Consider the following 8,137-nt stretch of genomic DNA (forward strand, 5'->3'; position numbering starts at 1 on the left):
CGCGCATTCATCACTAAACGGCACGGCGCTTGCTTTTTAACTCTTATGAACACAGAACTGACATTTTTCCGACGCCTGACATCAAACACCCGCAAATTACTTTGCGCGGTGTCGGCCGTCTGCCTGTTCAACGCTGGCTGCCCTGCCCTTGCTAACGCGGTTACCTTGCCTGACATGCTTATCGGCGTCACCCAGGGCTTTCTTGAATTCACCGTAGAAGACTATCTGGCGACCAGTCAAACGGAAGGCCGCTACGAGATCAAGGTCAAGCAGATTGATCCGCGGCTGCGCATGCCCATGTGCGACAAGGAATTGACAGCGTCCCTGGAGAGCCCGGCCACGCCACTGGGCCGGGTTACGGTCAAGGTGCGCTGCGAGGGCGCGTCGCCCTGGACGGTCTTCGTACCCGCTCAAGTGCGCTTGTTTCGCGACATTGTGACCACCACCCGCCCGCTGCGACGCTCCGGTATCGTCGAGCCCCAGGATGTGACCCTGCGCGAGCGTGACATCAGCCTGATCAGGCAGGGTTACCTGACTTCCGTCGACCAGGCGATCGGGCAGAAACTTACCCGACCAATGGTCGCCGACCAGGTCATGACCTTGGTGCACATGGAACAGGCAGAGGTCATCAGCAAGGGTGACCATGTGGTGATTACCGCCCACAGCGGAACGCTGAGCGTGCGCATGCCGGGTGAAGCGCTGTCCAACGGCGGCTTGCGCGAACAGATTCGGGTGAAAAACCTCAACTCCCAACGGGTCATCAAGGCGCAAGTCATCGCGCCAGGCCATGTGGAAGTAGCCATGTAGAACACTGGCGCGCCACTCGACTGTTCCCTAGACTGTGCCCTATGCAGGGTAAGCGCTGACGCGCGCAAGCTCATTGATAAACGGACCTAAAGTTTTTCCGGGTATGGCCGAAAACATGGCAAGCGTCCAAATACCCAGAGGTTTTTTGTCATGGTCATCGATTTCAGCCGTTTGAACAGTTCCTCGCCACTTACCGGTAGCACACGTACCAGCACCGCGAAGGAAACCGCCGAAACCGGCAAATCCGCGCCGCTGAATACCCCGGCCGAACAGGCCAGTACCGTCAAAAGCGGGGAATCGGTACATCTCAGCAATGAGGCTCAACAGTTGCAGAAGGTCACTGACAAGCTGCGCGATCAGCCTGCCGTCGACAACGCCCGCGTGGCCGAGTTGAAAGCAGCGATTGCCGATGGCAGCTACAAAGTCGACAGCAACCGTGTAGCCAGCAAACTGCTCAACTTCGAAGCCCAGCGCTAGGCCAAGGCCTGCGCCAGGCTTTTGGACGCTTAAAACCCAAGGCCAGCCATGCACGACACTAATTTACTGCAACTGATCACCGACGATTTCGCGCCAGCAAAGCACTTGCTGGAGTTACTGCAAACCGAGTCCCTCGCCTTGCATGGTCGCGACATGCCTCTGCTCGAAGAAATTCTGGCGCAGAAACAGGCATTGATCATTTTGCTCGATCAGCATGGCTGCAAGCGCAGTGAAATCCTCGCCAGTCTCAACCTGCCAACCAATCGCAACGGCCTGGAGCAACTTGCCAGCCATTCGAGCATTGGCGATCAGTTGTTGGAGCAGAGCGATGTATTGACCGATCTTCTGGCTCAGTGCCAGGCGACCAACATCAAGAATGGCCAGTCGATCCTGGTGCAACAGGCCGCGACGGCCAATCAGCTGAAAATCCTCAACGGCGGCGAGCCGCCAGCGCTCTACGATGCGCGTGGATCAACCTCCATGCTTGCGAAGCCGCGCCCGCTCAGTCAGGCTTGAACCTGCTCAAAAGCGCGCACTATCAAGACGCGCAACATGCTGGCAATATGCTGGCCAGCCGTAGTCACATTTTGCCTGGAGATTGATGAACCGTGTTCAATGCCTTAAGCGCGGAAGATGCTCCGCAGCCACCCAAGGTGCTCACCACGCCCCTGGAGATCTCCGGCAACCTGCGCCAGCTGCAAGAGAGCCATGATCCGCTGATCATCACGTTCCATGAGCGCAGCCAGCGCTTCCAGAGTTATCTGGTGGACATTGACCGTGACAGCAGCATGATTGCCCTGGATGAAATGATTCCCCGCGATGGTGAACGCTTCCTGCTCGCCGGCGAACCATTCAAGGTCGAAGGCTTTCACGACGGCGTGCGTATTGCCTGGGAAAGCAACGGCCCGCTGACCATCGACGAATCCGGTGGCGGTCGCTGCTACCGTGGCGCCCTGCCCGCCGAGGTGGTTTACCATCAGCGGCGCAATGCATTCCGTGCGGCATTGAAGCTGGCACAATTGGTCAATGTCGATCTGGGTGGTGAAAAACTCAAGTCTCCGATCAGCGGCAAGCTATTGGACATCTCAGCCACCGGCTGCAAGTTGCGCTTCGAAGGCGACATCACGGGCAGCCTGCAACTGGGCCAGGTCTATGACCGTTTCGTCGCCGCCCTGCCCTTTGGCAACATGACGGCACCCGTCGAGCTGCGCTACCTGCACTTCGAAGAAAAAATCTCCACCACCTTCGCCGGCGTACGCTTTCACAATATGAGCGGGCTGGTGCAGCGACAGGTCGAGCGGTTCGTCTATCAGCTGCAGCGCGAAGCGCGGCGCTTCGACAAAGACGACATGTAATACCACGCGTCAATAAAAAACGGGCAGTCCCTTGCGGTGACTGCCCGTTTTTTTATGCTTAAGGCCTGGCCTCGGTAAAACTTTGTTCCCGAGGTGCATCGGGGTCTTCGGGCGGCGGATCGGTTTCGGGCTCTGATTCAGGTTCAGGGTCCGGCTCAGGGTTGATCGGGCTCTGCATCTGATCCTGAACCACCTGCTCATCGACACGCGGATCAAGGCAAGCCACCAACGGCGAACTCGACATACTGTCCGGCATGGCGACGTGATGCAGCGGCGCATCGTCGACCTGATGCAGGTTGGTCACTGCTTTCGGGCGAATACGCCACACCAGCACCAACGCGAAGAAGCTGAAGAAGGCATAGAGCATGTGGCTGCCGAACAGCTTCATCAGTACCCCGGCCACCAGCGGTCCGATACTGGCGCCGACACCGTAGGTCACCAACAGCATCGCGGTCAGGGACACCCGACGATCACCCTCGACGTGGTCGTTGGAGAATGCCACCGCCAGCGGATACAGGCAGAACATCACCAGCGAACAGCAGAACCCGGTGATAAACAAAATCTCCAGCGGTACCTGTTGCATGATTGCCAGCGGCAACGCGGCAAGCGCCAGGACCAGCGCAAAACAGCGGATCAACAGCGCCCGATCATAGCGATCGGACAGCCAGCCCAACGGCCATTGCACCAGTAAGCCCGCAAAAATGCAGCTACCCATGAACAGACCGACCTGCTCCGTGGACAACCCCTGCTGTGAGGCATACAGCGGTGCCAGACCGTAGAACGAACCAATGATCAGTCCCGCCCCCAGCACCGTGCTCAACGACTGCGGCACGCGCTTGATGAAGAACCGCGGCTCCATCGGTGCCGGGTGCAACGGAGCCGGGTGAATCCGGCGAGTCAGGGCCACCGGCACCAGGCACAGCGCGAAGCACAAGGCGACCAGCATCAGCAGCTCAAGACCCAGGCCCGGGTGCATGACCAGAATCAACTGACCCAGCACCAGCCCCAGGTACGAGGCAATCATGTAGCCGCTGAATACCGCCCCGCGCTGCGAGGCTTCAGCCTGCTCATTGAGCCAGCTTTCGATGACCATGTATTGGCACATCATGCCGAGGCCGACGATGACCCGCAGGAAGATCCAGGCAGGCAACCAATCCACCAGGCCATGACCCAGCACCGCCGCGCCGACAATCCCGGCGCAGGCTGAATAGGCGCGAATGTGCCCGACCCGGGCAATCAGCCGGTGGCCGATCTTCCCACCCAGCACCAGGCCGAAATAGTTGGCCGCCATCAACGCACCGACCCACAGGCTGTCGACGTGGTCGGCCGCCAGGCGCAAGGCCAGGTAAGTACTCAACAGGCCAGAGCCGATCAACATCATCAGCGAGGCAAAATACAGTGCTCGAAAGGGTTTCCAGATTTGGCGCATCGGCGTTCCGAGCGGCTCCTTGCAGTGAGTTTCGGGCTACCGACAAACGATAGCCTGATGTCGACAGGTCGTCAGGCCTGGGCCGCTAAAACACGCCGTTCCCAGGGAGTAATTTCATCAAAGAAGCTGGTCAACTCCATAGTCTTCGAGGCGATGTAGCCTTCGATGAACTCCTTGCCAAACAGTTCCTTCGCCAATTGGCTACGGTTCAGACGCTCAATAGCCGCATGCAAGGTACACGGCAACGAAAGATTGTCCGGCACTTCGAACTCACCCTGGATCGGCTCGCTAGGCTCCAGTTTGTGTTCAATGCCATACAACCCTGCGGCAAGGCTGGCGGCGATCGCCAGATAAGGATTTGCATCAGCCCCCGGCAAGCGGTTCTCGACCCGACGAGCGGCGGGCGAACTGGCTGGAATTCGCAACCCGGCCGCACGGTTGTCGTGGGACCAGCAGGCATTATTCGGTGAGGCGAAGGGATGGCACAAGCGCTGATACGAGTTCACGTTCGGCGCGAACAACGCGGTGAAATCCGCCATGCCGGCCTGTTGACCCGCGATGAAATGACGGAAGGTCGCCGTCGGCTCACCCGCCTTGTCGCTGAACACGTTACGGCCGCTGCCGATCTCGATAATGCTCTGGTGAATATGCATCGAACTGCCCGGCGTGTGCGCCAGCGGCTTGGCCATGCAAACCACGGTCAGGCCATGCTTGAGCGCGACTTCTTTAAGCAGATGCTTGAACAGAAGTGTCTGGTCGGCCAGCTGCAGCGGGTCGCCGTGCAGCAAATTGATCTCGAACTGGCTGACGCCCATCTCGTGCATGAAGGTATCGCGCGGCAAGCCCAGCGCCGCCATGCATGCGTAGACTTCACTGAAGAACGGCCGCAAACCGTTATTGGAACTGATACTGAACGCCGAATGACCGTCCTCTCGACGACCGTCCAGGCCCAGCGGCGGCAGGAACGGTTGAGTCGGGTCGGTATTGGGCGCGAAGACAAAAAACTCCAGCTCGGTCGCCACCACCGGCGCCAGGCCGAGGGCCGCGTAACGCGCGATCACGGCTTTGAGTTGGCCGCGGGTCGACAGAGACGAGCTTTCGCCCGTCAGCTCGTGGGCATCGCAAATGGCCAAGGCCCGCGGCTGCTGGCTCCACGGCAAGCGATGGATCTGTGCAGGGTCTGGCACCAACGCCAAGTCGCCATCATCGCTGCCGTAGAAACGCGCTGGCGGATATCCGCCCATGATGCATTGCAGCAGCACCCCCCGCGCCATCTGCAAACGCCGTCCCTCGAGAAAGCCTTCGGCGGTCATTACCTTGCCACGGGGTACGCCGTTCAAATCCGGCGTGACACATTCAATCTCATCAATGCCCGTCAATCGCTGTGCGAGTGAGCGATGGCCATCGGTTGTCATGACGCAATCCTTTGTTGTTGTACGAGCCGCGAACGGCGACCCGCACAAAATAGGCTCCGGCTGTTCGGAATATCAAGCGGCGGCCAACAAAAAGAACCGGTCAGGGCAAATAGAGGCGGAACACCCCACCGCCCAGCGGGCCGCCATTGCTGATTTCGGTGCGTCCGCCCACCCCATTGCGTTGATGGAGTTCGGCAATCCGCCCAGCAAAGTACAGGCCCAAGCCAGTGCTTCCGCTGCTGTGGTTGATGCCCTGCACATAATCGGCCTGACGCTCGATCATCTCGGGTGGATAACCCTCGCCATCGTCGTTGACGGTCAGCACCAGTTGCCCCGCTTCATCGCTGACGCTGATCAACACCGCGTGGCGGGCGTAACGAATGGCGTTGTTGATGCTGTTACCCAGCACCGAAGCAATCAGCTCCCGGTCGAAGAAGCCCAGAGGGCTCAACGGCTCCACTTCATAGGTCACCATGATGCCGCGACTGGCAAACACATCCTGGTGGCAGGCCAATTGCGCTTCGATGAAGTCATCCAGTTCATGATAGGCCGGTTGCAGCGGCATCTGGTTGACCCCGAGTTTGTACAGCCCCAGCAACTGCACCAGCATGCCATTTAGGTGAGAGAACTCGAATTCGATCACACCCTGCTCCGGAGTGTGCTGCTGCGGATCCGGCAAGCGCGCCAACCATTGGCTGTGGGCCTGCATCAGCATCGCCAGGGAGTTCTTCATGTCGTGCACGGTGGAGGCAATCACCGTGGAAAAATCGAGTGCCTGTTCGCTATTGTTCATTCGCCAAACGCCTTGCTTCGCAACTTCTGATAACGGGAAAAACGCGCATCGGTGTCGGGCATCAGGCCGACCATTTTCAGGCACGTCCGACATTCCTCCAGCTCCGCCGAAGGAACACTGGTGTCGGTGCCGTGCAGCAGCGACTGCGCCATGTTCAGCGCGATACTGATGTTCTTGGGTTGCAGCGCCAGGGCTTTGCGAAACACCTGCCGCGCCTCCACCAAGTTGCCAGTCTTGTACACCCGCACGCCCTGACGGTTGAGGTCCGCAGCGGCGTTGCCGGAGTTGAGAATGGTCGGATCGTCGGTCAACTTGGCAATACCCTTCATCACCGTCGGGTCGTCGCCGTAGATTTCCGCGCAGTTTTTCAACATCGAGGCACCGGCGCTGGCCTGCCCTAGCATCTGCAGTTGCTTGGCCACCAGCAGCGCCGCTTCGGCGCTCATGAACTGCTCCATGCCATCGAGGCGCATCATCGCCTGCTCGGTGAGCTTCTCGGCGGTTTCGGCATCGTTGAGCAGCAGGCTGGTAGCTTTCATCAATCGCGCACGAATCTGCAGACCCGGGTCGGAAGGGTTTTCCTTGGCCACCGCACTCAGCGTCGTGTTGATTTCCAGTCGAGTCCGGGTATCCAGACCTTTTTCGCTGCCTTTACTGATCAAGGCATGGGCCAGGCCAAGGTTGCTCTCCGCATCCTTGAAACGTGACTGCGCCCCCTGCGCCACGGCCTGACGATAGGCTTTGGAGGCGGTGTCGAAATCTTCGTTGGCCATCGCCAACTTGCCCAGCTGCGCTTGCCGGCGCACTGCCAGCGGCGACAAGCGGATCGCCTCTTCCAGCACACCCTGGGCCGCCTTGGTGTCGCCTTCGGCGACCAGCACATCGGCCATGCCGTCGTAGAGCGCCGGCATCATCGGGAACACTTTCAGGGCTTTTTCATAGACGCCCTTGGCCTGACCGACCTGCCCACGTTTGAACATCAACTTGCCCAGGCCGGCAAACGCCCACGGCAACGGTCGATCAGCAATGATGCTGTCATAGAGACGCTCCAGCGCCTCGTTCTGATTCAAATCGCGCAAGGCATCGGCGCGGTAGCGCAGGCACAACGGCGAGTAGCGGATGTCTTGTTTGCACAAGGCGATACAGGCATTGAGCACTTCAACCGGTTTGCCCCTATCAAGGGCCTGCAGAATGGGCTTGAGCAAAGTCTTGCGTTGCTCCAGCCGCTCTAGCCGTTGAGCCAGGCCGGAACGGTTGAACGGTTTGGTCAGGTACGCATCAGGTTCATGTTCCAAGGCACTGAGCACCATCGCCTGACTGGTCTCAGCGGTGACCATGACGAACACGGCCTCATGGCTGATCAGCTTCTCGATCATCAGGTCCTCAAGCACCTGCTGACCGTTCTTCTTGCCGTCGCCCAGGTGAAAGTCCTGCAGGATGAAATCGTAGGCCTTCTGCGAACACATACGCAGCGCCTGTTCACCGGAGTCGGCGGTGTCGACATCCTTGACGCCCAGTTCGCGCAGCATGGACCTGACGGAACTGCGGAAATCCGAGAAATCATCGACGATCAAAAAACGCTTTTGGTGATACGACAGCATCGAAGATTTCCAGGCAATTGAAGAAGAAGACCGTGACTGTTCGGGTTATCGGCCAGTAGTGGTGTTCCCTTGAGAAGTCATGCTGTTTAGTACGCGCTAAATATTTGGCCCGACTGGATTTGCCATCGGGTTGTGACGACGGACTATCCCATTTTCGCCATGCCACTTTTCTACGGACCAAACAAAACCCCTACCTGCATACGCAGATAGGGGTTTCGGAATTTAATCTTGACGATGACCTACTCTCACATGGGGAAACC

8 protein-coding genes are annotated in these 8,137 nt (G+C 58.8%); 4 read left to right on the plus strand and 4 right to left on the minus strand.

The features are described 5' to 3' along the window. Window positions 1-45: 45 nt before the first annotated feature. The 4 genes from flgA (at window position 46) to ACXPVS_RS18430 (ending at window position 2,639) form a co-directional block, all read left to right on the plus strand. Window positions 46-807 (plus strand): flagellar basal body P-ring formation chaperone FlgA, encoded by a 762-nt coding sequence (flgA, locus tag ACXPVS_RS18415; RefSeq protein WP_458511200.1) that lies wholly within the window; start codon window positions 46-48, stop codon window positions 805-807. A 150-nt stretch (window positions 808-957) separates the two neighbouring features. Next, the gene (gene flgM, locus ACXPVS_RS18420) at window positions 958-1,284 is read left to right on the plus strand and encodes a flagellar biosynthesis anti-sigma factor FlgM (RefSeq protein ID WP_458511201.1); all 327 of its coding nucleotides are present in this window, start codon (window positions 958-960) and stop codon (window positions 1,282-1,284) included. Window positions 1,285-1,332: 48 nt separating this feature from the next. Further along, entirely contained in the window at window positions 1,333-1,800 is a 468-nt protein-coding gene (locus ACXPVS_RS18425; protein ID WP_458511202.1) for a flagella synthesis protein FlgN, read from the plus strand. A gap of 92 nt (window positions 1,801-1,892) precedes the next feature. After that, entirely contained in the window at window positions 1,893-2,639 is a 747-nt protein-coding gene (locus ACXPVS_RS18430; protein WP_458511203.1) for a flagellar brake protein, read from the plus strand. Between the two features lie 58 nt (window positions 2,640-2,697). On the opposite strand, the gene ACXPVS_RS18435 is transcribed toward ACXPVS_RS18430, so the two are convergent. The 4 genes from ACXPVS_RS18435 to ACXPVS_RS18450 form a co-directional block, all read right to left on the minus strand. After that, a complete protein-coding gene (locus ACXPVS_RS18435; protein WP_458511204.1) occupies window positions 2,698-4,068 on the minus strand; it encodes an MFS transporter in 1,371 nt (456 codons plus the stop codon). Between the two features lie 71 nt (window positions 4,069-4,139). Next, on the minus strand, window positions 4,140-5,381 hold the full coding sequence (locus ACXPVS_RS18440) for a glutamine synthetase family protein (RefSeq protein WP_458511209.1): 1,242 nt from the start codon (window positions 5,379-5,381) through the stop codon (window positions 4,140-4,142). Between the two features lie 202 nt (window positions 5,382-5,583). Then, a complete protein-coding gene (locus ACXPVS_RS18445; protein WP_458511205.1) occupies window positions 5,584-6,276 on the minus strand; it encodes a sensor histidine kinase in 693 nt (230 codons plus the stop codon). After that, complete coding sequence (locus ACXPVS_RS18450) at window positions 6,273-7,877, minus strand: response regulator (protein WP_458511206.1); 1,605 nt, start codon at window positions 7,875-7,877, stop codon at window positions 6,273-6,275. Before ACXPVS_RS18450 ends, ACXPVS_RS18445 begins: the two co-directional genes overlap by 4 nt. Window positions 7,878-8,137 lie beyond the last annotated feature (260 nt).

It is taken from the genome of Pseudomonas sp. Ma2-10 (assembly GCF_054330215.1).

What these genes read in the sequence shown, in the direction of transcription:
- ACXPVS_RS18435 (WP_458511204.1), bottom strand. Translation starts at nt 4,068, where the DNA reads ATGCGCCAAATCTGGAAACCCTTTCGAGCACTGTATTTTGCCTCGCTG.
- ACXPVS_RS18445 (WP_458511205.1), bottom strand. Translation starts at nt 6,276, where the DNA reads ATGAACAATAGCGAACAGGCACTCGATTTTTCCACGGTGATTGCCTCC.
- ACXPVS_RS18450 (WP_458511206.1), bottom strand. Translation starts at nt 7,877, where the DNA reads ATGCTGTCGTATCACCAAAAGCGTTTTTTGATCGTCGATGATTTCTCG.
- ACXPVS_RS18425 (WP_458511202.1), top strand. Translation starts at nt 1,333, where the DNA reads ATGCACGACACTAATTTACTGCAACTGATCACCGACGATTTCGCGCCA.
- flgM (WP_458511201.1), top strand. Translation starts at nt 958, where the DNA reads ATGGTCATCGATTTCAGCCGTTTGAACAGTTCCTCGCCACTTACCGGT.
- flgA (WP_458511200.1), top strand. Translation starts at nt 46, where the DNA reads ATGAACACAGAACTGACATTTTTCCGACGCCTGACATCAAACACCCGC.
- ACXPVS_RS18440 (WP_458511209.1), bottom strand. Translation starts at nt 5,381, where the DNA reads ATGACCGCCGAAGGCTTTCTCGAGGGACGGCGTTTGCAGATGGCGCGG.